The 25,630-nt window shown below is 62.7% G+C and carries 21 protein-coding genes and 1 tRNA gene; 9 read left to right on the top strand and 13 right to left on the bottom strand.

The features are described from left to right. Positions 1–74 precede the first annotated feature (74 nt). From HNQ40_RS18660 to HNQ40_RS15265, 5 genes are all read right to left on the bottom strand, one after another. Entirely contained in the window at positions 75–2,588 is a 2,514-nt protein-coding gene (locus HNQ40_RS18660; protein ID WP_184678696.1) for a sugar-binding domain-containing protein, read from the bottom strand. Positions 2,589–2,678: 90 nt separating this feature from the next. Further along, entirely contained in the window at positions 2,679–3,140 is a 462-nt protein-coding gene (locus tag HNQ40_RS15280; protein ID WP_184678695.1) for a nuclear transport factor 2 family protein, read from the bottom strand. Positions 3,141–3,172: 32 nt separating this feature from the next. After that, positions 3,173–4,237: a glycoside hydrolase family 117 protein gene (locus tag HNQ40_RS15275; RefSeq protein ID WP_184678694.1), complete on the bottom strand. Its 1,065-nt coding sequence runs from the start codon at positions 4,235–4,237 to the stop codon at positions 3,173–3,175. 126 nt (positions 4,238–4,363) lie between these two features. Then, positions 4,364–4,915 (bottom strand): hypothetical protein, encoded by a 552-nt coding sequence (locus tag HNQ40_RS15270; protein WP_221435559.1) that lies wholly within the window; start codon positions 4,913–4,915, stop codon positions 4,364–4,366. Between the two features lie 207 nt (positions 4,916–5,122). After that, entirely contained in the window at positions 5,123–5,896 is a 774-nt protein-coding gene (locus HNQ40_RS15265) for an exodeoxyribonuclease III (protein ID WP_184678692.1), read from the bottom strand. A gap of 481 nt (positions 5,897–6,377) precedes the next feature. Between HNQ40_RS15265 and HNQ40_RS15260 the strand changes: the two genes are divergently transcribed. Further along, entirely contained in the window at positions 6,378–7,223 is an 846-nt protein-coding gene (locus HNQ40_RS15260) for a PEP-CTERM sorting domain-containing protein (RefSeq protein WP_184678691.1), read from the top strand. An 83-nt stretch (positions 7,224–7,306) separates the two neighbouring features. On the opposite strand, the gene HNQ40_RS15255 is transcribed toward HNQ40_RS15260, so the two are convergent. Then, a complete protein-coding gene (locus HNQ40_RS15255) occupies positions 7,307–8,146 on the bottom strand; it encodes a hypothetical protein (protein ID WP_184678690.1) in 840 nt (279 codons plus the stop codon). Positions 8,147–8,221: 75 nt separating this feature from the next. After that, complete coding sequence (locus HNQ40_RS15250) at positions 8,222–9,205, bottom strand: hypothetical protein (protein ID WP_184678689.1); 984 nt, start codon at positions 9,203–9,205, stop codon at positions 8,222–8,224. A gap of 140 nt (positions 9,206–9,345) precedes the next feature. On the opposite strand from HNQ40_RS15250, the gene pheA reads away from it, so the two are divergent. Then, a complete protein-coding gene (pheA, locus tag HNQ40_RS15245) occupies positions 9,346–10,473 on the top strand; it encodes a prephenate dehydratase (RefSeq protein WP_184678688.1) in 1,128 nt (375 codons plus the stop codon). A gap of 43 nt (positions 10,474–10,516) precedes the next feature. On the opposite strand, the gene HNQ40_RS15240 is transcribed toward pheA, so the two are convergent. Continuing rightward, on the bottom strand, positions 10,517–11,332 hold the full coding sequence (locus tag HNQ40_RS15240) for a metallophosphoesterase (protein WP_184678687.1): 816 nt from the start codon (positions 11,330–11,332) through the stop codon (positions 10,517–10,519). A 207-nt stretch (positions 11,333–11,539) separates the two neighbouring features. Here HNQ40_RS15240 and HNQ40_RS15235 point away from each other — a divergent pair, with 207 nt between their 5' ends. The 5 genes from HNQ40_RS15235 (at position 11,540) to speA (ending at position 17,806) form a co-directional block, all read left to right on the top strand. Beyond that, positions 11,540–12,487 (top strand): helix-turn-helix domain-containing protein, encoded by a 948-nt coding sequence (locus HNQ40_RS15235; RefSeq protein WP_184678686.1) that lies wholly within the window; start codon positions 11,540–11,542, stop codon positions 12,485–12,487. Positions 12,488–12,650: 163 nt separating this feature from the next. Continuing rightward, on the top strand, positions 12,651–13,424 hold the full coding sequence (locus tag HNQ40_RS15230) for a phosphatidylserine decarboxylase (protein ID WP_184678685.1): 774 nt from the start codon (positions 12,651–12,653) through the stop codon (positions 13,422–13,424). 70 nt (positions 13,425–13,494) lie between these two features. Then, positions 13,495–14,727 (top strand): glutamine-hydrolyzing carbamoyl-phosphate synthase small subunit, encoded by a 1,233-nt coding sequence (gene carA, locus HNQ40_RS15225; RefSeq protein WP_184678684.1) that lies wholly within the window; start codon positions 13,495–13,497, stop codon positions 14,725–14,727. Between the two features lie 293 nt (positions 14,728–15,020). Next, positions 15,021–15,695, top strand: coding sequence for a PEP-CTERM sorting domain-containing protein (locus HNQ40_RS15220; protein ID WP_184678683.1), 675 nt, complete (start codon positions 15,021–15,023; stop codon positions 15,693–15,695). A 143-nt stretch (positions 15,696–15,838) separates the two neighbouring features. Beyond that, positions 15,839–17,806, top strand: a complete 1,968-nt coding sequence (gene speA / locus HNQ40_RS15215) for a biosynthetic arginine decarboxylase (protein ID WP_184678682.1) — start codon at positions 15,839–15,841, stop codon at positions 17,804–17,806. Position 17,807: 1 nt separating this feature from the next. On the opposite strand, the gene HNQ40_RS15210 is transcribed toward speA, so the two are convergent. Next, positions 17,808–18,386 (bottom strand): NfeD family protein, encoded by a 579-nt coding sequence (locus HNQ40_RS15210; RefSeq protein ID WP_184678681.1) that lies wholly within the window; start codon positions 18,384–18,386, stop codon positions 17,808–17,810. A 76-nt stretch (positions 18,387–18,462) separates the two neighbouring features. After that, positions 18,463–18,535: transfer RNA gene (locus tag HNQ40_RS15205), tRNA-Ile, on the bottom strand. Between the two features lie 47 nt (positions 18,536–18,582). Between HNQ40_RS15205 and sppA the strand changes: the two genes are divergently transcribed. Further along, positions 18,583–19,599 (top strand): signal peptide peptidase SppA, encoded by a 1,017-nt coding sequence (gene sppA / locus HNQ40_RS15200; RefSeq protein WP_184678680.1) that lies wholly within the window; start codon positions 18,583–18,585, stop codon positions 19,597–19,599. A gap of 30 nt (positions 19,600–19,629) precedes the next feature. On the opposite strand, the gene HNQ40_RS15195 is transcribed toward sppA, so the two are convergent. The 3 genes from HNQ40_RS15195 to HNQ40_RS15185 form a co-directional block, all read right to left on the bottom strand. After that, positions 19,630–20,769 carry a hypothetical protein gene (locus tag HNQ40_RS15195; protein ID WP_184678679.1) on the bottom strand — a complete coding sequence of 380 codons (1,140 nt, stop codon included), beginning with the start codon at positions 20,767–20,769 and terminating at the stop codon, positions 19,630–19,632. 140 nt (positions 20,770–20,909) lie between these two features. Then, positions 20,910–21,824 carry a hypothetical protein gene (locus HNQ40_RS15190; RefSeq protein ID WP_184678678.1) on the bottom strand — a complete coding sequence of 305 codons (915 nt, stop codon included), beginning with the start codon at positions 21,822–21,824 and terminating at the stop codon, positions 20,910–20,912. Between the two features lie 50 nt (positions 21,825–21,874). Continuing rightward, complete coding sequence (locus HNQ40_RS15185; protein ID WP_184678677.1) at positions 21,875–23,599, bottom strand: UbiD family decarboxylase; 1,725 nt, start codon at positions 23,597–23,599, stop codon at positions 21,875–21,877. A 90-nt stretch (positions 23,600–23,689) separates the two neighbouring features. Between HNQ40_RS15185 and HNQ40_RS15180 the strand changes: the two genes are divergently transcribed. Next, a complete protein-coding gene (locus HNQ40_RS15180) occupies positions 23,690–25,615 on the top strand; it encodes a DUF5060 domain-containing protein (protein WP_184678676.1) in 1,926 nt (641 codons plus the stop codon). Positions 25,616–25,630: the final 15 nt, after the last annotated feature.

The raw sequence follows: 25,630 nt of genomic DNA, 5'->3' as shown, positions 1-25,630 counted from the left end.
AAGTTGTGACTCGACAGAACAGCGGAGGGTCCTTATCGACCGGGCGTAGGATTCGCCGGGTCTTCAATGATAGATCAAGCCGGTTGCAAAACGCCGGTGTCGGAGGACCCGGTCAGCTCGAGCGATACACTCGCCGAAGCAGCTCCGGCCGTCGTGGCGGTGATGGAGACTTGCGAGGCTTCCGCGGCCGCCTGAACAACCAGCAGCGCCCGGCCGTGGTGGGTCACGAGGCGATCCGAGGTATACGACTGGGTGTTGTCGTGCGCCCCGTTGTCTACACCAAGAAGACGCAGGCCTTCGCCAAGCTCGAATACGATCTCGCGTTCATCGCTACGTACCGGTCGGCCCTCGGCGTCAACGAGTTGCGCCACAACGTGAGCCACATCCCGGCCGTCCGCAACGAGTTGCTCCCGATCAACCGACAGGCTGATGTCCGCCACCGCACCCGGCGCGGCCAGGGTGTGTTCCGCGGTCGCCTGACCATCGGTCGCCTGGATGCTCAACTCGCCCGGCTGATACTCCACCAACCACCGGCAGATGCGGTCGTCCTGATCTTCGAGCTTACGGGCCCCCAGCTTCTCGCCGTTGAGCAGGAGCTCAGCCGAGGGCATGTTGGTCATGGCTTCGACCACGATCTTCTGGCCCGGCTCGTATTCCCAGTGCGGGTTCAGCGGGTGCCAGAACCACAGCCGACGCTCCCAGGAGCCCGGCTCTTTCTCGACCAGCTCGCCGTCACCGCCGACTTCATAGACCGAGTCTTCGAGCGGAATGGTGAACAGCTGCGCGTGCGGATCATCGCTCCACAGGGTTTTGTAGAGGTGGTACGAGGGCTTGGCGAAACCGGCGGTACTCAGCAGGCCGCTCCTCGTGGACTTAGTGGGCCACTTCTTGTTGGACTCGCCCATGTAGTCGATGCCGGTCCAGAGGAACAGGCCCGATATAAATTCGCGATCCAGCACCGCTTTCCATTCGTGCCAGTGCGGGACGTTCTCGGTGCCCATGATGCACTTGTCGCTGATCTCCTGGCCGTAGTCGTACATCACCCGGCGGTAGCTGTAGCCCACGACGTCGAGCGCGTCCGCGTAACCCGAGGCGTGGCTGGCCGAGGGCAGGATGCAGTTGGCGGTGATGGGGCGTGTGCTGTCGAGTTCGCGGGTCCAGGCGGCGAGCTTCTGGGCGGTGGTGGCGCAGACGTGCTCGCCGTTTTCGCCGGTCTCGGTTTCGAGGATGCGCTTCTTGATTTCTTCGGGGCCGATGGGCGGCTGGGACCAGAAGTAGTTGCCGGTCCAGTCCATGTCGAAGAAGCCGGTGGCCTTTGAGTAGTTGGGGTAGGTCCACTCGATCTCGTTGCCGATACTCCACTGGAAAACGCAGGGGTGGTTGCGGTCGCGGAGCATGGTGTCCTTGAGGTCGCGCTCGGCCCACTCCTGGAAAAACTCGTCGTGGCCCGCCACGATGTCGTCGCGTTCCTTCTCGTTGCAGTTCTGTCGCTTGTCTTTGGGGTTGTCCCACTCGTCGTAGAACTCGTCCTGCACGAGGAAGCCCATCTCGTCGCAGAGGTCAAGAAACTCGGCACTCGGCGGGTTGTGCGCGGTGCGGATCGCGTTGCAACCGCCCTCTCGCAAGGTCAGCAGGCGACGACGCCAAACGCCCAGCGGCACCGCCGCGCCGACGAGGCCGCCGTCGTGGTGGAGGCAGACACCCTTGATCAGCGTGTGCTCTTCGTTGAGGAAAAAGCCCTTGTGCTTGTCGAATTGGATCGTGCGGATGCCGAACGGCGTCTCGTAACGATCGACCACCTCTCCGCCCTTCTCGAGCGTGGTCACCGCGCGATACATGTGGGGCGTTTCGATCCCCCAACGCTTCGGCTGCGCCACGGCGAGTTGTTGGGTAACCGCCTGCTGGGAACCCCCGGCGAGGCTGACGGACTCCGAGGCCTTCGCGACTTCGTTGCCCTGCGGATCGAGGATCGAGGTGCTCAGCGAGCCCCCCCCCGCTTCCGAGCCGGTGTGGTTGATCTGGGTTTCGATCTGGACCTGCGCCTCGTCGTCGGTGACCTTGGGGGTCGTCACGAATGTGCCCCACACCGGGATGTGCGTCGGGCCGACCTGGATCAGTTCAACATCGCGGTAGATGCCCGAGCCGGTGTACCAACGGCTGTCGCCGTAGTGGGAGTGATCGACACGGACCGCCAAGACGTTCTCGCCGCCCGCATCGGCCAGGTGATCGGTCAGGTCCAGCACGATCGGCACGTAGCCGTAGGGGCGGAAGCCCAGCGACTTGCCGTTGATCCAGATTTCACTGCGGTTGTAGACCCCATCGAACACCACCAGCGTCCGGCCGCCGGGTACCGATTCGGGGGTCGCAAACGTCTTGCGGTACCAACCGATGCCGCCGGGCAGGTAACCGGTGCAGCCCTCGAGTTTTTCATCGAACGGGTGCTCGACGCTCCAGTCGTGGGGGAGCGACAGGCTACGCCAGGCGCCATCGTCGAACGAGGACTGCGACGCGGCGTCGACATCTCCGAGGTTAAAACGCCAGCCGTGGTTGAAGTTCGAGGTACGCGGTGAGGAGGCAGATTGGGACACGGGGGGATCTCAGGCGGGGTGTGAAGCGGAGTGATTCACGTATTGATTTGCGCGATCGCTCGGAGCGATCCACGCCAGTAACGGTTGATTTCAAGAAGCGGCGTTGGCGGCACGCTCCATGACGCCGCGGTCGCCGGTCTCCCAGAGGAGAGTGAAGACAGCGGAGTGGATCTTCCAGACGCCGTCGACCAGCGAAAGTTTGTATTCGTAGTGGCCGGCCACCGACCAAAGGTCCGCGACGCCGGGCTCGCGCTCACCGAAACGGTGGGTGCAGATCACCTGAGCGGTGCAGACCGCTTCGTCCGAGCCGAGCGTCACGATGTGGCTGCCCACGACGTGCTGAATGGCGTCGAGCGGAACGATCGCCTGCTTCCAGGCCGCCACCAGATCGTCTGCCGCCACGTCGGCGGGATCGCCGCCGACCAGCGAGGTGTAGTCGGTGTAGAGCGTGTCAGCGAGGCATCCACGCACACCCGCCCAGTTGCCGGTATCCATGGAGAAGCCCAGGCGGTTGACCGCTTCCATCACTTCGCTGCGTGTTGATTCAGACATGGTGTGCTCCGTGTTCGGTGAATACGCCGGATTCAGACCCGACGCGGCTTCGCGCTGGTGAAGCCCTTGATGTATTGGTACTGGGGATTGGGCCCGTAGTAGCGGTGGCAAAGGCCCCAGGTGATCTGGTTCAGCGGGTGGCCGTGGGGGTCTTCAACGTCCCGGAACAGGCCCAGCGCTTGGGGAGCGCCCTTGATGTGGGCCATAATCTCGAAGTTGATGCCGTCCTCGGCGTATTGGAAGGTGTTGCGTTCGGGGCCGTCGGTGGTCAGCAGCGCCGCCATACCTTCTTTGTACGGCCAGACACAGACCTCGTGGCCGCTGTTGGTGATTGGGTTGTAAGGCGACTTCACGTACGGGCCGGTGGGGTTGTCGGCGATGGCGACGCCCCAGTTGATCTCGCGTCCGCCGAAGGTCATGCCTTCGCCCATACGCTCGCCTTTGTAGTACAGGTAGAACTTGTCTTTGTAATGAACAAGGCAAGGGTCGTGGGTCTTGTGGCTGTCGAAGTCGCCCTGCTCGATGATCGCAAAGCGATCGTCTTCTTCGCCCTTCCACACGCCGTTGTCGGCGGGCGAGACGATCGGGCCATCCACCTTGGTCCACGGGCCGCGCGGCGAGTCGGCGACAGCCATCGAGATGTGCTCCTTCACCCGCATGACGTAAGGCGATTGCACCACCTGATAAACCAGGTAGTACTTGCCGTCGTGGGCCATGATCTCGGGGGTGAAGATCGAACGGTCGTCGTAAGCGCCATCCGGACCGCGGCCGACCGCGAGACCTTCTTCCTTCCAGGTGATGCCGTCTTCCGAGGTTGCGTACCAGACCTCGCAGAGGTCCCAGGGAAAGGTCTTGCTTGAGGGGTTGTCAAAGTCGAACTTGGCGAAGTTGGATTCGCCCTCGCCCCGGGTGTACCAGCAGTAATAAAGACCATCGACCTTCAGCACCGCGCTGGGGTCGCGGCGGACGATGCCTTCTTCGTAGGCAAAGTCGCCTTTGAGGTCGATCTCCTTGAATTCGGTGTACCACTCCGGGCCACGGGTGTAGTTCAAGGCTCGGATCGAAGCGGCGCTCAGGGGCTTTGAAGATTCGGTCATGGTGTGGGGATGCACTTCAAGAAAAGGGAGGCAGAATGCCCAGGCGCACAACGGCCAAGGGCGCAGATTGTAGCAATGAAACCCATGCTGTAAATTGTTGACAGGGCTTTTTTTGAAAATAAATTTTCACGGGCGAAATTCACTTTCCTCCCCCACCTCCCCCTTCAACTCGGCCCGATTCCACCGCAAGACCCATCCCGGGGTTTGATCCAGGTAGGCCCGGAAATTGCCCCTACGGGTCGCGTAGTACCGGATGACCAAAGCTTGCACGGGAAGGCTCACCGCAAGCACGATGACATAAATCATCACTACCATTTGCCGGAAAATTCCTGCATAAGGCTCAAGCGGCTGCGCTAGCTCGGGGCGCAAAGACACCACCTTTTCGTAGGGGTCGGGGCCGAACCAGGCGTCCGCCAGACACCAGAGGCAGTACCCCACGATCAGGACCGTCAGCCCCACCTGATTGCGGGTGAGGATGGTTACCCCTTGTGGGTCGAGCCGCCGGAGCTTGGCGTAGCCCCTGAACTCGAACCACGCCGCCGCGCTCAGGCCCACCGCGGCGACGAGCCCTTTGAAACTAAATAGTGCAAACGAAAGTGACACCAGCGCCGCCAGCGCCAGAGTCACCCCACTGATACCCGCCACACGGATCGCGCGGCGGATCGGACCATAGGCCACATGCGCCGCAGCCAGCTGGGCGTATTGCTCGGCCGAAAGCGCCGGGCCTGCCCCACGCGGGACTGCCGATGCAACAGTTGCGCCCGCTTCATCAGATCCAGAAGTCGTCGCCGGGGCGCGAGATGGTTGCGTGTGGTCCAGAGCACCCCCCAATGACCAAATTGGGCATCGTCACGTTCAAAGAAATGGCCTTACCAACACGGCCAACTATACCTTCAAATCCACCGAAACCGGCGCGTGGTCCGAACACTGAAGCCCCGCTTCGCGGTGGGTCTGAGTGGAGCCCGCAAGCTTGGAAGCCGCGGGGTTGGCCAGCAGATAGTCGATCCGCCAACCCCGATCGAGCGCCCTCGCCTGGCCCCGGTTGGACCACCACGAATATGGCCCGTCGACATCCCCCGCATCTTCCCGCACCACATCTCGCCACCCCAGACCCAGCACCCCACCGAACCACTCCCGCTCGTGGGGCAGAAAACCAGACTGATTCTGGTTGGACTTGGCGTAGAAAATATCGCGCTCGGTGTGGGCGATGTTGAAATCCCCGCCCATCACGGTGGGCGTGCGGGCTCGCTTGAGCTTTTCCGCCCACGGATGGAACCTCGCCATCCAGGCTTCCTTTGCCACCTGACGCTGGGGGGACGACGAGCCCGAAGGCAGGTACAAACTCACCACCTGAACCCCCTCCACCTTAACCCGAAGCACCCGCCCTTCATCGTCGGCCACCCCGTCTCCCAAGCCGGTCTCGACCACCTTGTGCGGCGAACGTGACCAGACCGCGGTCCCGGCATAGCCCGGCCGTTCGGCGGGATGCCAGGTGACATGCCAGCCCGACGGGGCCGACCACTCGGGGTCCAATTGCTCGGGCTTGACCCGGATTTCCTGCAGTAAAAGCACATCGGGCTTGATGGCATCGAGCCGCTCGGGCAGCCCTTTGCGCAATGCAGCCCGTAGGCCATTCACGTTCCATGTGGTAATTCGCATCCATTTCCAATCGATTGGCTGAACGGGGACGTGAGTCTAACCGCCTTGCCCACAAGGACCTCAGGTCTACCCTGAATTATGTCCGGATTGGGGTTTATTTTTGTCAACAATTTTTTAAATGTAATATTTACATATTTTTATGATATATTTAATGTTTATTTTGATTCTAGACAAAAACCAATTAGGTGATAGACTTAGATTTGGCGATAACGCTCGTTTCAAGTCGAGCCACATTGCCCACTTAGCAGAATGCCTGCTGGGTGCGTCTGGGTATCGATCCTTTGGAGCGGGGTCAGCTCCATCTGGGGATATGAGTTTGTTTCAATTCTGAGGCCATTGAAAGCAATCTAAGCAACGCCATTTATCATCTGAATTATTTAATTCCGTAGTTCGAGCCTCGTCTAGCGCATTGGGGATGGAGAATCTGTCAATGAATTTGTTTCGCTCAAGCATCTGTTTAAACCTTCGAAAGCGTGCCGCAATGGCCGCCGGTCTTGCTGTGTGCCTCGGCTTCCAGTCTGCCGAAGCCACCGTGTTCGAATACATCAACAACAGCGTTGGCACCCCCGCCATCTCTGAAACGACCGCGATCATCGAATCGATCTACACCTCGTTTGATGACAGCAACAACCAGTTCGTTTGGGAAGCCGTTTACTCGGGTGACTCTGTTTCGGATCTGCCCACCGGCTTCACGCTCGTGGTCAACGACGGACCGATGCCCAAGACCCACCTGGGCAACCTGGCGGTGCTTTACTTCGAAGCGGAAGAGCTGATCGAAACCAACGGTGCAACGGGCACCCCCACCCTGACCGCGTACGCCTACAACGGCGGCAGCTCCGCCAGCGCTCACCGCACCTCCGACTTCCGTGATGTGCAGAGCCCCACGCCCGCGGCACCCGATCAGATAGTTTCCTCGATCAACGGCTTCGCTTTCAACTCAACCCTCAACGACTTCGATGACGCCGGCAAGAAAAAACGCCTGATGCGTATCGAGCTCGATGCGACCGACATCAACAACCACACCCCGCTGCAATCTCCGTTCGACGTGATGGACAACCAGCCCCTCACCTGGCAGGGCATCGGCTTCGCCCAGATGATCGGCATCTGGTTCCACCCGTTCAACAACATCAACCCCGACTACATCGAGAACGGCCCGGAAGCCGGCTTCCTCGAACACGGGGTGGCAGGCCCGACCGTTAACCAGGGCTGGCAGGTCGTCCGCAACAACTACGGCTTCTTCGACGTCGATGGCCTCCAGGCCATTCCCGAGCCCGCCACGGGACTGCTCCTGCTGGTGGGTGCTGCGGCCCTGCGTCGCCGTCGCTAAGCCCCACAACTCGCCTCCATATAACAACAACCCCGCCTGTCAGGCGGGGTTGTTTCGTATTACACGAGTTGCCTTTGGGAAACTCAGTCCTCGGGCCGTCCCTCGCCGGCCATCACGCCGCCGCTATTGACCTCTTGAAGGATCAACCCGATGGCCGCGGGCACGAACACCAGCAGCGGGATCACGAGCTGGCTGGAAGTCAGGCCATCCGAAACCGTCTGACGCCAGGGCTCGAAGCTCAACAACAAAGCCAGCACACCCATCATCGCAATGGTCGAGCCGCTGACGGAGGTGAACATCACCACCGAAAGCTTGAAAAGGATGAAGGCCAGCATGCCGCAGATCAGCAGCCCCAACAATGCGCCGAGCCAGTACTCCTCTGCGGGGACGATGCTTCGTACCTGACCATCTTCGGAAGCAATCTTATTCACGGCATGGGCCATGCCCGCCCACAAGTTCGCGCCGACAAACGCGCCCGCCAAACCGCCAAATACCGAAACCGCGTACTTCATCAATGGGAAGGCCAAAGTCGCCAGCAACACGCCGAGGCAACCCGCGACGATGTAGGGCGCCCCGATCTTTCCGCCGAACCAGTAACCGGCAAACATGCCCAGCAGCAGTGCGATGCTGATGGTGGCGAGTTTGTAGAACTTGTAGCCGTTAAACATGCAGAGCACACCGACGATGACGAACACCACCGCCCAGACCGCGCCCAAGGCTTGCAGGTGTTCGATGACGTGCTCGGGCTGGGCCAACGCGTCGCCACGCGAGAACATGCCCGCGACGGTTTCAAAAAAGTTCGCCAAAGCTTGAGCGAAGCTCTGCGGCTCGGCCCCGGGGCCGGGAACCGTTGCCGCGGGGGCGGTCGTCGTGGGAGCGCCGGCTTGAGCCAGCGTGCTTACCTGAGATAGTCCGTGAATCATTATGCAGCTCCAGGCCGGATCACTCGGCCGCCCCGGCCTCGCCGTTGCGAGACTCCGGGCGCACCGGTTGCTGCATTAGTCATCGTCCTTCTTCTTGCGCAGCGTCCACTGAATCAGCACGCCCAGCAGCGTTATCAGACCCAGCGACAACAGCACCGCACGCCAAGACCCCGGCATAAACCCTTCGCTGCCCGGCACATACTTCAGCAATAGCGTCCGACCCGCGAACAGGATCAACAACGCCCCGACCATCGCGGTCTGCAACGAAGCCGCCACCGAGGGCAGGATCAGGCCGAGCACCAGCCCGACCACCGCCCCGACGCCTGCGCCAGCCAATAGGAATCGTCGTGACCCCGGAGCCATCTCCTGCCACCACAGCTTGACCTCATCCACCTGCTGCTGCCAGACCGCCTGGAGGTCAGAGCTGAACTGCTCGCGATCGAACAAGGCGGCCTTGGCGATGACCTCTTCCTTGGTGATCCCCGAGTCTTCCTCCGACGACTCGTCTTCGGCCGCCTTGGAGGCTTCCTCGTTAGCCCGCTCTCGGATGCGCTCGGCTTCGGGGTCGGATTCTCCGGCCCCCATCGCGTCGAGGGTCACTTCCTGGGCCCCCTGGATCGAGCTCATCGGCGGCGGGTTGCCGGTCCAGATCATCGCCACAATCGGAACGACCAAGGCGAGCAAGACCGCCGCCGTCGCCGCCATCCAGAAGCGGAAAAGCAGCCACGCCAGCAACACGCCCGCCAACGCCCCGCCGATACCGATCGCCAGCACCCACAGGCCGTTGTTGGAGGTTTGTTGGACGACTTCTTCGGCCGCGCCCTCGGCCGGGACCACCCCGCTGCTCAGGCCCGCAGCCAACGCCGCGGCGCCGAGTCCGCCCAGCACAAAGCCGGTCAGCATCGCCCCCTTTTCCGCCAACCGTCCGCCGAAGACCCAGAGCACCAGCCCCAGCACCAAGGCCAGACCCAGCAGGATCGTCCAGGCCGCGGGCATGGACTGGAGCAACTCCGCAAAATTCTGCGGCTCTATCGCGGTATCGATTTCGCTAGCCAGCATGATGTACACCTCATCTTTCTCCCAATACAACCGACCACCCTACATCATCCCCGGCGATTCCAGAAGCTCGGAACCGGGTTACGCGCATTATCACACCCGCCCCTCGGCCCGACCAGCCGCACTCGGTACAATCTCGCCTGATGTCTCAGGACCCCACCACCCCCGACACCGATGCCCGCGACGAGGCCCAGCGCCAACTCGCCCCCCTGCGTTCCCGTATCGATGAGCTCGACGAAAAAATCGTCAAGCTGCTCAACGAGCGGGCGGACATCGTGATCGAGGTCGGGCACATCAAGCGGGCGGCAGGCGAGGCTGTGCCGATCTACGCCCCCGACCGCGAGCAAGCGGTGATGCAGAAGATCCGCAACGCCAACGCCGGGCCGCTGCCCGATGCGTGCGTGCAGGCGATCTGGCGTGAGCTCATGTCCGGCAGCTTCGCCCTGGAGCGTCCGCTTCGCATCGGCTACCTCGGCCCGGCGGGCAGCTTCTCGCACCTCGCGGCCCGCAAGAAGTTCGGAGCCTCGGTCGACTACGACGAGCTGACCGACTTCCCTGCGATCTTCGATGAAGTCGCCCGCGGCCACGTCGACTACGGGCTCATCCCCATCGAGAACTCGACCCACGGCGGCGTCACCGCGAGCCTCGACTGCTTCCTCGACACCCCCGTCAAGATCGCGGCCGAAGTGCGTATCGCGATCCATCACAACCTGCTCTCGCGTCAACCGCTCGACCAGATCACCCGCGTGTATTCGCACCAGCAGGCGCTGGGCCAATGTCGCCGCTGGCTCTCGGCTCAACTGCCCAACGCCGAGCAGATCGCCACCGTCTCGACATCGCAGGCCGCTGCACTCGCCGCCGAGGAACCCGGGGCCGCCGCGATCGGCTCGACCCTCGCGGCCCAGCTCAACGACGTGCCCATCCTCTTCGATAACATCGAAGACAACCCCAACAACGAGACCCGTTTCTTCGTCATCGCCCGACAGAACGCCAAGCCCAGCGGCGACGACAAGACCTCGATCCTGTTCACCACCGAGCACAAGGCCGGGGCACTCACCGACGTGCTCAACGTCTTCCGCGACCACGGGCTCAACCTCACCCGGCTCGCCGAACGGCCCAGCCAACGCATGAACTGGGAGTACTACTTCTTCGTCGATGTCGAAGGACACGCCGACGAACCCCACATGCAGAAAGCCTTGTCTGAAGCGAAGAAGCACTGCCTGCAACTCACCGTGCTCGGCTCCTTCCCCCGGGCTCGCGAAGTGCTTTAAGTTCTGGCTTCACGTCCCTTTGACAACGCAGACTGCGTTTTCCTCACCACGACCAAACCGACTCGAACCCGCTGATCGGCGGGTTTGTTTTTTTGGGTCCGGATGGGTCGCGACGCAAGACATAAATCGGAACGTGCGGTGGGCAGTTCAACCGGAGCGGCAGGTGGACTTCCCCCAGACCGCGGCAGACCATCGCTTCCGTCCCCCGGTACCGGAAACGTCCGGCGGTGAGGTGGCGTGGCAAGCGTGAAGAGTTCGCCAATGCGCGGGCGCCGGGCAGGCGACATTGTCCACCGTGGCTGTGGCCGGCCAACATGAGATCAGCGCCCAGGTCGGCCGCGTGGATCAATGTGTAGGGATGGTGGCTGAGCAGGATCCGGAAAGGCGTTCCGCCCTGATTGCTCTCAGCGACGCCAGACATCCGGGCCGCCACGCGTGCCGCATCGAACATGCGGTGTCGCTCACGCGAGAGACCCGACACCTCCAACGGCAAGCCCTTCAATTCGACCGCGTCGTTGATAAGCCAATGCACGGGGAGTTCCTCAAACCTTCGGGCCAACTCGGCCGAGTCGTGGTTGCCGAAGATGCCGAATTGACCAAGCCTAGGGGATGCCGCCTCGATCACCCGCCCCATCACCTGCAGCGCCACCTCTTCATCGCCCGGCCAGGTCATGTAGTCGCCGGTGTAGCACGCCAGGTCGAGGTCGGCATCCGCTAACTCTTCAATTAGCTGCCGGAATCGGGCCCGGTCTTTGCGGACGTGCAGGTCGCTGATGTGCGCCAGACGAACGCCGTCCAACTCCTCGGGCAGATGCCGGAGCGGCAGGTCCAGTAACTGAAGGATCGGACGACGCGTCATAGCGGAGTTTCCACGATCGCAGGCCCCCGAATCACGGCTCGGGGCTCGGGGGCGGCCCCTCGGGGCCCGATAGTTCCTGGACTGCGCCCAATCCTTGTCAGGCACTCGGCTTGGGCTTATCTTATGGATCTAGTTCTACGAGGCCCTCTCGTCCCCTGATTCCCCGCCGGACTCCCCGGTTCTCCCGATTTACGGAGCTTCACCCCCATGGCCAAGATGTTTTACACGTTGGAAGAGGCTTCTGCCCGACTCGGTCTCGATGCCGAAGCGGTGAAGGAAATGGCCGCCAGCGGCAAGCTCCAACAGTTCCGCGACCGCGACAAGCTGATGTTCAAGCGTGAGCAGGTCGACTCGATGGCCAGCGTGGGCGAAAGCACAGACGGATCGAGCCTCGGCATTCCGCTGGCCGACCCCGGACCGGACGACACCGATGCCATCAGCCTGGCCGACTCCATGGCTGGCGGCGGTGAGCCCGACGACCCGCGTGAAGGCACCGGCATCAGCGTGTTCGACGCCGGTGAAGTCGAACCCGCCGACCCCATGGCTCAGACCCAGGTCACCCAGCCCCAAATCGACGACGAAGAGCTCGCCCTCGAATCCGTCGGCTCCGGCTCGGGCCTGCTCGACCTCACCCGCGAATCCGACGACACCAGCCTCGGTGCGGAGCTGCTCGACGAAATCTACCCCGGCGGTGGCGACACCGGCACCGGCGCGTCCTCGGCCGACTTCGGCCTCGAATCTTCGGTGGGCTCGTCGGGCGTCTTCGAAGGCGCGTTGGCGATGGACACCGGGACCTCCGGCCCGTCGGGCCTGGACAACCTCGTTGAAGCCGACCCCGGTTCGATGGACCTGCCCGGCGCTGGCGTGACCGCCTCGGCTGGCGCAGTTGCCGCGGTTTCCTACGCCGCTGCCGAAGAATCCGATCCCGCGGGAAGCGCCTTGGGTGCGGGCCTGCTGATCGGTGCGACCGCCGCGTTGTTCATCGGCCTGATCGTGATCGCTGCGGCGCTCGCGGGCAGCCGCAGCGCTCTGACCAGCATGCTGGTCGAAGAAGGTGGCAAAGCCAGCAACGTCATGTTCCTGTGCATCGGCTTGGCGGCACTCAGTGCCGTGCTCGGCGGCGTGGGATTCGTGATCGGCAAGAAGTCGGCCTAAGTCTTCGCCCGGCCCACTAAGGGATCGCCCCCGAGTTGAAATAATTTCCTAAGCCTGCCGAAAGCTCACCGGCTTTCATGCTGTTGCGTGTGTTAGGATGGCCCGGTACGAGCCTGCCACGCCGAGAGACCCCGTCCCGCTCAACGGGCCGACTGAACCCACCATGCTAAGCCCCTACGCCAAGAACGAATGGCTGACCATCATCGCGGTGGGGTTGTGTGTCGGGCTGTCGCTGGTGCTCCTGGGCTATTGGCCGGGGAGCGTCCTGGTCGGCATCGCCACGATCGCGATCCTGACCTTCTTCCGCGACCCCGAACGCCGGGTGCCCAGCCCCCGCAACATCGTGGTCGCCCCGTCGGACGGCAAGATCTCGTCGATCCACGAAGTCGAACAATTCCCTCCCTTCGATGGGCCCGCTGTCTGCATCCGCATCTTCATGTCGGTGTTTGATGTGCACGTCAACCGCTGCCCCTGCCACGGCAAGGTCGCGTCCATCACCCACCAGCCCGGCAACCACGGCAACACGCTCAACCCCGAATCGATCGAAGACAACGAGTCGATGACCACGCTGTTCGTCCACCCGGTGAAAGACCACCCCATCGCCGCGGTCCGTCAGGTCGCGGGTTTGCTCGCCAGAACGATCTACAACCACCTGCGTGACGAGCAGGTCGTCCAGCGCGGCCAACGCATGGGCATCATCAAACTCGGCTCCACCACCGAGCTCTATCTGCCCGCCACGCTCCGCCCCGAGGTCAAGGTGCAGCAGGGGCAAAAAGTCCTGGCGGGCATGACCATTCTCGCCAACGTCACCCCCATCGACCCCACCGAAAGCCTGCCGCCGCAGATCAAGTTGTTCAGCTCGTCTGCCCCGGCGGTGGATGAAGACGGCGAGCCATCGGTTTTTGCCGAGGACGATCCGACGCCCTCCTCGCTTTAGCGGTCAGACCACACGCGATTTCTCCTTGGCCGTTTGGCTGTGTGGGCCGGTCTGGATTACACTCCCGCCCATGACTTGCGATCCCAACTCGGCCTCCTCCGCCGCCGTATCCAAACCCGGCTCCGCTCGCCTCGCTCTCGAGGATGGAAGCGTTTTTGTCGGGCGGGCTTTCGGTGACACCTCCCCCAAATCGGTCGAGGGCGAGGTCTGCTTCAACACCTCGTTGTCGGGCTACCAGGAAGTGGTCACCGACCCGTCGTACGCCGGGCAGATCGTCACGATGACCTGCCCGCTCATCGGCAACTACGGCGTCAACCCCGGCGACCTCGAATCCGCCAAGGCCCAGGTCAGCGGCTTCGTGGTCCGCGAATTGGCCAACACCGCAAGCAACTACCGGGCGACCGCCAAGCTCGAGCAGTGGCTGGCCGAGGAAGGCGTGACGGGGATCGCAGGCATCGACACCCGGGCGCTGACCCGTCGGCTCCGCATCGAGGGGGCACTGCGCGGCGTGCTCTGCACCGACGCATCGGTCAGCGACGAACAACTCGTGGCCCAGGCCAAGGCCTCGGCGGGACTGGTGGGCCGAAACCTCGTCGCCACGGTTAGCCGAACCCAGCCCCTGGCGTGGAGCGAAGACCTCGGCGACTGGTTGCCCCTGCAAGGCTCGATCCCCGCGGTTGACAACCGGTTCAAGGTCGTGGCCCTGGACTGCGGGGCGAAGCTGAACATCCTGCGGAACCTCACCGACTCGGGCTGCGATGCCACCGTCCTGCCCTACGACACCACGCCCGAGCAGATCGCCGAGCACGCCCCGGATGGATTATTCGTCTCGAACGGCCCCGGCGACCCCTCGGCGGTCCAGCCCACCATCGACCACCTCAAGCAACTCATCGGCAAGCTCCCGATCTTCGGCATCTGCCTCGGGCACCAGCTGCTCAGCCGGGCGATGGGAGCGGACACCTTCAAGCTCAAGTTCGGCCACCGCGGGGGCAACCAACCCGTGCAGAACCTGGGCACCCAGAAGGTGGAGATCACCAGCCAGAACCACGGCTTCGCGGTCGATCCCGACAGCCTGGCCAAGGTCGGCGGGGAGCCCACCCACCTCAACCTCAACGACAAGACCCTCGAGGGCTTCCGCCACACCCAGGAACCCATCTTCGCGGTCCAATACCACCCCGAAGCCAGCCCCGGGCCGCACGACAGCCGGTATTTATTTGACTGTTTTGTCGAGATGATGAGAACCGGATCCAGCCCCGACGCCGCGGCGATGGACAACGCCCAGCGTCAACGCAACCAGATTTAATTTAAATCCATAAATTAAAAGTCATTAAAACTCACCCCACTCAACCCTTACCTGTTTTAACTGGCCCTGAATTTTCATGTTTATCACCAGAAATACGTTGCAACACCCAAGATGCCGAACTACAATATGGTGTCTATGAATTAAGCCCAATAGCCTGTTATCGCTCACATGGACGTGCGTATCAGGCATACCGGGGCTGCTGGAGAGAAAGCCGCGAGGGAAAAATGCACTCATTTCTGAAATCTGATCTTCGTAATCTTCTTTTCGCCGCTGCCTCAGCGGCAGCCGTTGGTTTGTTTGGCTCCGCTCAAGCCCAGCTTGTTGTCGACATCAACAACCCGATGGACTACACCATCCAGGAAATCATCGATGGTGGTGGCCTCCGCGTGGGTGACAAGGTCTTTGACGAATTCGAAATCGTCAGCACCGGCACCACCGGCATCACGCTTCCCGACGCTGACAGCGTCAAAGTGAAGGGTGGCGTCGACTCGGAAGGCAACATCGAGCTGGAGTTCTTCGGCGGCTGGGTTGCTGGCACCAACGAACTGATCAACAGCACCATCGAATTCTGCGTGACCGCCGACTCCCCCTTCCTGATCGAAGCGGTTGAGCTGAGCATGCAGAACTTCGCCGCCTTCGGCCAAGGCCAAGTCAACATCGCTGAAAACATCTTCCTCGATGAAGATGAAACCATCATCGGCATCGCTCCGCCGTTCCTCAACACCTTCTACGAAGGCAACAGCGGTACCCTGGTCAACCTCGACACCGCCACCGTCGTGCCTGGCCCGCAGAGCAAGCTTTACGTCAGCAAGGACATCACCGTCCGCGACCTCTCGGACGGCCAGAGCCCCAGCGCTGCTCACCTGAGCCGCTTCACCCAGACCTTCATCCAGATCCCCGAGCCCGGCACCGTGGTGCTGTTCCTCTCGGGCGGTGCTCTCCTGATGATGCGTCGCCGCGAAGCCTAAGCCCGACCGCCGACCCCTCGGCTCGACATCACAACCAAACTGAAACCACCCCAATTCGGGGTGGTTTTTCTTTACCCGTTTCTCCCTGCCACCGGCTAAACTTTGCGGCCAGGTCGACCCTATCGCCATTAGCCGAAAGTGCCATGGACAAATCCCTCACCGACAGCGTATTTGATCACTCCGAACAGGACGATGCCGCGGCATGGACGGTCCAGGACGCGATCGATTTCTACGGCCCCAACCGATGGGGTAACGGCTACTTCGGGGTCTCGGAGACGGGCCACGTCACGATCCGCCCAGGACGGGACTCTGGCCCCAGCCTGGACCTCTGGCAGCTGGTGCAGGACCTACGCCAACGCGACGTGTCCACGCCGATGCTTCTGCGGTTTCCGGGGATTCTGGAAGACCGCCTCAAGCAGATCGCCGACGCATTCCGACGCGCGATCGAGGAGTTCGACTACGCCGGCCAATACCGCGGGGTGTACCCGATCAAGGTCAATCAGCAGCGGCACATCGTTGAAGAGCTATTGAACTACGGCAGCGGCCTCGGGTTCGGCCTGGAGGCGGGCAGCAAGCCGGAGCTCCTGGCGGTGATGGCCCTGGCCAAGGACCCGGACTCGCTGGTGATCTGCAACGGATTCAAAGACCAGAAATTTATCGAGGCAGTCATCCTCTCCCGCAAGCTGGGGAAGAACGTCATCCCGGTGGTCGAGAAATTCAGCGAGCTCCAGCTCATCATCGAGCAGGCCAAGGCCCACGACGTCCGCCCCGCGATCGGTTTGCGGATCAAGCTCGCCAGCTCGGGCTCGGGACGCTGGCACGGCTCGGGCGGAGAACGCAGCAAGTTCGGGCTCTTCATCAGCGAAGTCCTCGACGCGGTGCGGTTGCTCAAGGACGAGGGGATGCTCGACTGCCTCGAGCTGGTCCACTTCCACCTGGGCAGCCAGATCAGCGACATGCGGGCGCTGAAATCCGCGCTCGTGGAATCGGCACGGATGTACGTCGAGCTGGCCAAACTCGGCGCAGGTCTGAAATACCTGGACGTTGGTGGCGGACTGGGCATCGACTACGACGGCAGCAAGAGCGGCAACGAGTCCAGCCCCAACTACACCCTCACCGAGTACGCCAACAACGTCGTCTATCACATCGGCGAAGTCTGCCAGCAAGCCGAGATCCCCGCACCGACCATCATCACCGAGTCGGGCCGGGCGATGGCGGCCCACCACAGCGTGCTGGTCATGGACGTCCTGGGCTGGTCGGGCTTCGACCGCTTTGAGCCGATCCCCCGATTCGACGCCGAGGCGCTCGCCGAGTTGCCCGAGCCGGTTCGCACGCTCTATGAAACCCACGAGGCGTTGTCCAATGCGAACCTCCGCGAGTACTTCCACGACGCCCAGGTAGCGCGTGAGCAGACGCTGAGCCTGTTCAGCCTCGGCTACTGCTCGCTGGAGCACCGCGGACTGGCCGAGCGGTTGTTCTATGGCATCTGCTCGAACGTGTACCGACTCGCGCAATCCCTTGACCCGGTGCCTCAGGAGTTCGCCGCCCTTGAAACCCTGCTGAGCGACATCTACTTCTGCAACGGCTCAGTCTTTCAATCCTTGCCCGATTGCTGGGCGATCGATCAGCTCTTCCCGGTGATGCCGATCCAACAACTGGACGAGAAGCCGACCTGCCGGGGCGTGTTGGCCGACATCACCTGCGACTCGGACGGCAAGATCGACCGGTTCGCCGCCCCGCCCGAAAGCGGTAAGACCAGCGTCCCGGTTCTCCCCCTCCACCCCTACACCGGCGGCGATTACTTCCTGGGCGTGTTCCTCGTCGGGGCCTACCAGGAAACTCTCGGCGACCTGCACAACCTCTTTGGCGACACCAACGCGGTCCACGTGACGCTCGATGAACAAGGCCAGGTCCAGATCGACGAGATCGTGGAAGGCGATACCGTGGCCGAGGTGTTGCGGTATGTGCAGTTTGAACCCGAAGAACTCCGCCGAACTTTCCGCAAGACCCTGGAGCAGGCCGTACGCGAAGGAAAGATCACGGTGGCCGAGTCGGGCGTGCTCCGCCGGTTCTACGAGCAGGGCTTGTCGGGCTACACCTATCTGACGTAGGTCAACCGGCTTCCACCGGCGCGACGTAGACCTCGGTGCCATCGACGGCCACGACTCGGACGTCGGTGCCTTTTTCGATCGTGCCGTGCCGGGCCAGACACTCTTCGCGTTTCCCGTTGATGAGACAAGTGCCGACGGGGAACAACGGCGTCAACGTCTGCCCCTTGGCGCCGACCTTGATGCGGTGGTTGTCGGCTTCGGGTGAAACGGGCCGCCCCGGTTCCATCCGATTCTGCGGCGTGAGCGGCTCCTGCGCATCCTTCAGCGTGATCCATCGGGCAAACGGCGTGTCCGGCGCGACCTTCATCGCAAACGCAATCGCAAAAGGCAGTGCCAGGATCACCCCGGTCGCCGCGAGTAAGCCGAGCGTGGAGTCACGCCAAAACAAGCAGACGACCCCACCTGCCGCAGCCAACCCCGCAGCCGCGCCGACGACCCCGCCCGTCGGCAGGAAGACCTCCACGAAAAACAACGCCACCGCGATCGCCAGCAAAACGATGCCCCAAACCAACCAAGGGGTTTGAGAAGCAGCCGCGGGCTGCGTGGCCGTCTGAGCAAGAAGATTGAACGCTAAACCCATACCCGAATTATCGCAGGTTCCGCCCCACCGGACCAGAATTTCGGACCCCCATTTTATAAACGTCGCCTGACCGCAATAGGAGTGGCAGGATTCGAACCCGCGACCTAGCCATTATGAGTGGCCTGCTCTAACCACTGAGCTACACTCCCTGGGGCCGCTAGTATATCGCTAGCTATTGCCCCCGAAAGGCTTGCCCATGCAAACCCTGTATCGATTCGTGTTGCTGATCGCCTTGGCGCTGCTCCCCCTGGTCGGCTGCGGCCCCGCCACATTCGTCGTCGGCGTCGCGCCGGGCGGGCAATCGATGACCACCACCCCCATCGAACGCGACGGGCGCTGGGGCAGCCAACACATCATGATCATCGACGTCACGGGCATGATCGCCAACGCCGATCAGGGCGGCCTGCTTTCTGCGGGCGACAACCCCGTCGCCCGGCTGACCGAGGGGCTGCGCTTGGCCGCCAACGACAACCGGGTGTCGGCGGTCGTCCTCCGGCTCAACACCCCGGGCGGGACCGTCACCGCCAGCGACATGATGTACCGCGAGGTCCAGCGGTTCAAAACCAAAACCGGCAAGCCCGTCGTGATGGTGATGATGGATGTCGCCGCCAGCGGGGGCTACTACCTCGCTTGTGCCGGGGACCACATCATCGCCTACCCCTCCACCGTGACCGGCAGCATCGGGGTCATCTTCCAGACCGTCAGCGTCAAGCCCGCGCTCAGCCGTATCGGCGTCGAGGCCGAGGCGCTGGTCAGTGGGCCCAACAAAGCGGCGGGCTCGCCCCTGGAAACCCTTGAAGACAGCCAGCGCGAAATTCTGCAGGGGCTGGTCGATCGCTTCTACGCCGACTTTGTCACCGTGGTCCGGGAGAACCGGACGGACGTGGACGCCGACACCTGGGACATGATTACCGACGGCCGTGTCTTCACCGGCCGACGTGCGTACGAGCTCGGCCTCGTCGATCAGCTCGGCGACATCCGAGACGGGATCTCCAAGGCGAAAGAACTCTCGGGCGCGAGCACCGCCGACGTCTTCGTCGCCCACCGCCCGCTCGACTACGTCAGCGGCCCCTACTCCCAAGCCCCGGCCACGGCGAGAAGCGATTCTTCCACGCAGATCAATCTGTTGCAGATCAACCTGGACGACGCGCTGTCGACCGTCCACGCGGCGGACTCGGGGATGTATTACCTCTGGGTGCCCGAGCTTCCCTGAATCCGGCCGCTGGATGCGAAACGGCTGGGGTCATTCAACCTGATCTTTATGCTGCTCGATCCATTGGACCCACGCGATCTCAATCGCGATGCCGGTTGCGATCATGCCTTGGGTAAGCGAACTGTCCGACTGGGCCCACGCCTCGGCGACCATATCCACTCGGCCACAGTCGTGTGCCGCCACCGCCCAATCCGACCACAGATACGCAATGTCCCCGGCCTCCATAAACCCCGGCTCGGGCCGCACCGATTCGACCACCCGCTGGAGTCGGGTCAACATCTGCTCAGCGCCCTGCGCATTACCCGCGGCCTGATACGCCCGGGCCACCTCGCCGCCGACCTGGACTATTTCATAGGGTTCATTCAGCCGCAGCATCATGATCGCCGCCTCATCCGGTGCGCCCAGGCGGGCCTTCAACGAAGCCGCCGAGGCCACTTGCCAAAGCCCACGATCCGGCAAGCGTTTCATAATGGCCTGGGCTTGGTTCAGGCATTTTTCAGCCAGCGCTTCGTCTCCGAAATCCATCGCCAGGTCGCCGAGGTAGAGCAAAGCGTCCGCGCTCGCATCCTCGGGGACAATCGCTTCGGCCTTGGCCATCGCGGCCTCTTGCTGCCCCACCAGCCACATCAACATGGGGACTTCGGCTTCGTACCACCCCCGTGTGAATTCGTCGAGGTCCGCCATCCCCGCTTCAATCTGTTCAAACAACTCGGCAGTCGCCTCGATCTCCTGACGCTCAGCGGTACCCCACGCCAACTGGAGCAGGCCCCAGGTGGATTCCGAGGGGTCCTGGATCAAGGCATGGGTTTGGCGTGCCTTGTCCAGCTTGCCGATACGGGCATACGCATACACCGACGATGGATACTGGTAATCCGCGTCCAACGGATCGCCGCCCAGTGCTTGTATCCGCTGGACCGAGGCATCGGCCAACGCCTCGACGCGTTCTTCCTGGCCGGGAACCTGGCAGAGCGCGAACAAGATATTGGTCAGCACATCTTCGCGATCGAACTCGTCCTCGATAATTGGTGCAACACGTTCTGCGGCCTCCGCCCATTCCACAGCGCCCCACTGCGCTAGCACCTCGGGTTCCGGCAAGTCCTCGGCCAAGGCCGATGTCACGCCCAACCCAACACACCACAGCAACGCCGAACATAAAACTTGATATCGCATGAAACCTCCGAGAAGTAATAAACCAGAATGTACCCCAAACCCCTGCCTGTTCCCAGATAAGAATCTGGAAATAGATTCATGCCCAAGCCAAGTCCGAGTTCCCAATTGCGGCGGGGAGTCAACCCTTCGCAGTGGATGAGCTACGGCGTTTCGATAACGAGCCGTGTCACCAGAACCGCGTCTTCGCCGTGGTGTGACGGTTGGCCGATCAGCTCGAGCTCCATGAAGTCGGGGGAGAACCAGAGTTGGCCGCGGTCGGTGCGGACCGGGAGGGCTTCGGGTTCCTCGGCAATCAGGCTCACCCGGTGGCCAGCGTATTCGGCGGTGAGGTGGTCGGTGGCGACGCCGGTCTTGGTCATGCGCTGCTCGGGGATGTTCACGATGAGCTGATCGGGCCGTGGCCGCTCCATGAGCTCGGTGAAATCGAGGTCGCCGAACATGTGTTCCTGAAGGTTGTCCAGCTCGGCCCCGGGATCGACCACCGCGACAACGCGATCGGAGATGGGGATCTGGGCGATCTGCCACGCCGAGGTGCCGGGACGCGGATTGGTGATGCGGTTTTCGATACGGAGGCTGGCCTCGTTGGGCTCGAGAGAAATGCGACGTTCGAAGCGTTCGCCGTAGGCCCCCGCACTGCCCTCAAGGATCACCGTAAACCCCTCGATCGTACGGTCCAGCGGGGTCTGGTCGAACGTATCGGGGTTCAGGGCGTGGCCCTCGGCGTTCTTTTCCCAGTCGGCTTGGGGCCAGGGCCAGAGACGGTCGCCGCCGAAGTTCTCCCACCCCGGGCGTTCTTCGGAGGCGAGTTGGCCATACAGATCGGGATCGGTCCACAGCACGTTCTCGCCGCCGAGCAGCCGGAACGACAACACCCGCCCGATCGGCGGGACGATCACCGCCTCGGCAACCGAGTTGCGCAGAATGACCGCCTGGTCCCAACCCTTGTAGCGTTCCGCTTGTTCGACGGACTTACTTTGACACCCCGTCAGTACGGTCATGCCGACAATCATCAGAATCGTTAGCCAGGTCTTGGAGCGGACAGGAGTTTGAGCCATGTGAGTCGAACCTTGTGGGCGAGGTGAGATGTAAGCAATAGCGTCGGAGATTACAAGCCGTACTCGGACCAACGCTCGGAGACGCGTTGCCGGATGTCGTCGCTCATGTTGAGGATGGTGGGCCAATCGCGAACGGGGTTGCCGTTGACCTCTTCGCCGGGGATTTTCCGGGTGGCGTCGAGGCCGATCTTGGTGCCCGCGCCGAGTCGAGGCGCGGCGTGGTCGAGGATATCCAGCGGGCCGTTGGCGAACTCAATGTCGCGGCCGGGATCGGCGTTGGCCAACAAATGGAACAAGACCTCTTCGTGGTCGTGCACATTCACGTCGTCGTCCACCACCACGATCGACTTGGTCCACGCCATCTGGCCCGCACCCCAAACCGCGTGCATCACCCGCCTTGCCTGGAGGGGGTACTCCTTCTTGATCTTGATGAAGGCGCAGTTGTGGAAGCAGCCGAACATCGGCAGGTCGTAGTCGATGATGTCGGGGATGAGCGTCTTGAGCAGCGGCAGGAAGACACGCTCGGTTGCCTTGCCGAGGTAGTAGTCTTCCTGCGGCGGCCGGCCGACGATGGTTGTGGGGTAGATGGGTTTCTCGCGGTGCGTAATCGCAGTGACCGTGAAGACAGGGTAACGGTCGGGCAGCGAGTAGAAGCCGGTGTGGTCGCCGAACGGGCCCTCGAAGACGGCGCCGGGCCCCAGGTCGGGCGGCGCTTCGCCGTAGCGTGGCCGAGGGTCGTAGCCGATGGGCCCCGCTTCGGTGCTGACGTATCCCTCGATGACGATCTCGGCGTTGGCCGGGACGTGCATGTCGACGGTCTTGCACTTGACCAGCTTGATGCTGCCCTGGTTGAGGAACCCGGCGAACATGAGCTCGCTGATGCCCGGCGGGAGCGGCGCGGTCGCGCTGTACGGCAGCACGCTCTCTCCGCCGAGCACGATGGCGCAGGGCATGCCGCCGGTGTGATCACCCTTGGCGGTGTTGTGTTTCTTCCACGCCCGCCAGTGGCTCGCGCCGTCGTGGTGCATGTGCCAGTGCATGGCGGTGTGGTTGCGGTCGAGCAGTTGGGCGCGGTACATGCCGACGTTGCGTGAGGGGCGGGGATCGCCATCCGGCTTGCCCGCGTCGTCGGGGTGGATGGTGTACATCCCTGCGAGGGTGATGTATCGGCCTTGGCCTTGCGCGGTCCCCGCCTTCTCGGGCGAGAGCCCGTAGCCACAGGTGCGCGGGTCGCCGTCGTCCGGCCAGCACTTGATGATCGGCAGATCAAACAGGTTGATCTCATCGCCCACCTTCACCACCTCTTGGCAGAGCCCCGACTTCACCACTTTGGGCGGGACCTGCCCCGCCACCTTGGCGAGTTCGACGCCCTTCTTCACCTTCTCCATCAGCGACGATGGCGGCTCGGGCTTCACCAGCGACGCCACCCTCTCCGCCAGACCATCGAACCCCCCTCCCGAGGCCCCCGACGCCTCGGCACAACCCATCGCCATCTCCATCCGGCGGTAGCTGCCGAAGGCGTTGATGAGCAGCGGGAACTTCGCCTGCCCCTCGGGGGTCTGGACGTTCTCAAACAGCAACGCGCTCCCGCCGAGATCGGCGTGGTGCGGATCGAAGTCCTTCGCAAACTCAGAAACCGATGCCGCGGGGGACTTGCTCACCCGGTCGGCGATCTCGGTGATCTCCAGCATCGAGGACACGGGTACGGAAATCCGGCGTAGCTCACCGGCCGATTCCAGGGCTTCAACAAACGTTCGCAGGTTCGAATAGGTCATTGTGTGCTATCTTATGTCTCCCTCCGGGGTGCTGCCCACCTGTCTCGTGTCGTATCTCTTTTCTCTCTTTGCGCCATTCAGGAGTACCACATGGTCCGCATCGCATCTATTTTTCTGCTCGCCGGGTTAATCACTTCATCATTCCTTGGTTCCGCATGGGCGGGAGAGGATGGCGACCGGTCGGTCACCATCGACGGTGAGCTCAAGCAGTGGCACAAAGTCACGCTGTCGCTCGCCGGGCCGTTCGCCACCGAAAGCGACGGGAAGGCGGACGGCGACCGCGCCGACGCGCCCAACCCGTTCACCGACTACCGCATGACGGTCCGCTTCACCCACGAGTCGGGCGAGCCGAGCTACGACGTGCCCGGCTACTTCGCCGCGGACGGCAACGCCGGTGAGACATCGGCCAAGGCGGGCAACGTCTGGCGGGCGCACCTGTCCCCCGACAAGACCGGCATGTGGTCCTACAGCATCGAGCTGCTCTCGGGCCCCAACATCGCGATCGACCCCAAAGCCCCCCAGGCGTTTGCCAAGCGCAACCCCGATATCATCGCGGGCAACTTTCAGGTCACGCTGACGGACAAGATCGATCGTGACTTCCGGGGCGAAGGACGCCTGCAGTACGTCGGCAAGCACCACTTGCAGTTCGCCGGGAGCGGACGCTACTTCCTCAAGGCCGGGGCCGACGCCCCCGAAACGCTGCTGGCCTTCGCCGACTTCGACGACACCCGGACGCTGAAGCAGAAGGCCGGGCCGATCAAGACCTGGTCGCCCCACCTCAAGGACTGGCAAGACGGCGACCCGACCTGGCAAGGCGGTAAGGGCAAGGGCCTGATCGGTGCGATCAACTACCTCTCGGGCACCGGGTGCAACGCCTTCTCGTTCCTGACCTACAACGTCGACGGCGACGGCAGCAACGTCTGGCCGTACATCCATCCCCGCGACAAGATGCGCTTCGACTGCTCGAAGCTCGACCAGTGGGCCATCGTCTTCGACCACGCCCAGACCAAGGGCATGTACCTGCACTTCAAGCTGCAGGAAACCGAAATCGACGACCACCGCAAGAAGAACACCGATTTCGTCAAGGCTGCGCTCGACGGCGGCAAGCTCGGCCCCGAACGCCGGATCTACCTCCGCGAGCTCATCGCCCGCTACGGCTACCTGCTCGCCCTCAACTGGAACCTCGGCGAAGAAACCACGCAAACCCCCGAGGAACAGCGGGACATGGCCCAATACATCGCGGACATGGACCCGTACCAGCACCTGCGTGTGATCCACACCTACCCCAACCAGCAGGAACAGCGTTACCCCCACCTGCTGGGTGACAAGTCGGCGCTGACCGGCGCTTCGCTGCAGAACAACTGGAGCAATGCCCACCAACGCGGCCTCCGCTGGATCAAGGCGTCTGCGGAAGCGGGCAAGCCCTGGGTTGTTGCCCAAGACGAGCAAGGCGGCGCCAACACCGGTGCCCCGCCGGACCTCGGCTACAAGGGCTGGGACGGCAAAGACGCTAAGGGCAACAAGGTCCACACCGCCGAAGACGTCCGCAAGTACACGCTGTGGGGCAACCTCATGGCGGGCGGCGCGGGCGTGGAGTACTACTTCGGGTATCAACTTCCCGAAAACGACCTCAAGGCCGAAGACTGGCGTAGCCGGGCATCGAGTTGGAAGTACTGCGCGATCGCGCTCAACTTCTTCCGTGACCACGAAATTCCGTTCTGGGACATGAGCAATGCGAATGCACTCATCGGCAACAACGAGAACAACAACTCTCGCTACTGCTTAGCCAAGCCCGGCGAGGTCTACCTTGTTTACCTGCCCAAGGGCGGATCGACCGAGCTCGACCTGAGCAAGGCCGAGGGCGAGTTTTCCGTGCAGTGGTTCAACCCACGCGAAGGCGGCGAACTGACCGACGGCTCGGTCACGTCGATTAAGGGCGGAGCGGCCGCCAAGCTCGGCAATGCTCCCTCGCAGCCCAAGCAGGACTGGCTCGTGCTGGTCCGCGCATCGCAATAAGACGTGCGGCGAACA

Source organism: Algisphaera agarilytica (genome assembly GCF_014207595.1).
GTDB lineage: Bacteria > Planctomycetota > Phycisphaerae > Phycisphaerales > Phycisphaeraceae > Algisphaera > Algisphaera agarilytica.
Note: the sequence above shows the minus strand (reverse complement) of the source record. Positions and strands in the feature narration are given on the sequence as shown.